Genomic DNA, 395 nt, shown 5'->3' with positions numbered 1-395 from the left:
GCGCGCACACCGACCCCGTCGCGGCCGCCCGCGAGCTCGCCGAGCGGCAGCCCGACGAGGCCGGGCACGCCTCCTACGGCCGGCTGCGGTACCTCAACCCGCAGACCGCGCCGCTGCTGACCGCCCGCCCGCAGGTGCTGTTCAACTACCTCGGCCGGGGCAGCGAGTCCCGGGCGCTGCACATCACCGGCGGCGACCAGGGCAGCCCGTACGCCGTGGAGGTCAACGCCTGGACCGACGCGGCCACCGGCAGCCTCCACGCCACCTTCACCCTCGCCGAAGAGATCCCCGACGAGATCACCGGGCACTGGCTGGACGCCCTGGAGGCCATCGCGGAGGCCGCCACCACGGCCGAGCGGACGGCACCGTTCACCCCGCCCCCGCGCGGCCTGTTC

Annotated in this window: 1 protein-coding gene; it reads left to right on the top strand. The window is 75.9% G+C overall.

Annotated elements, in window-relative coordinates; all coding sequences use genetic code 11:
- Window positions 1–395 (top strand): hypothetical protein (locus tag G3I78_RS50285; RefSeq protein ID WP_164437365.1); only part of this gene is annotated, 395 nt, incomplete at both ends.

It is taken from the genome of Streptomyces sp. SID13726 (assembly GCF_010548375.1).
In the GTDB taxonomy this organism is placed as follows: Bacteria; Actinomycetota; Actinomycetes; order Streptomycetales; family Streptomycetaceae; genus Streptomyces.
Note: the sequence above shows the minus strand (reverse complement) of the source record. Positions and strands in the feature narration are given on the sequence as shown.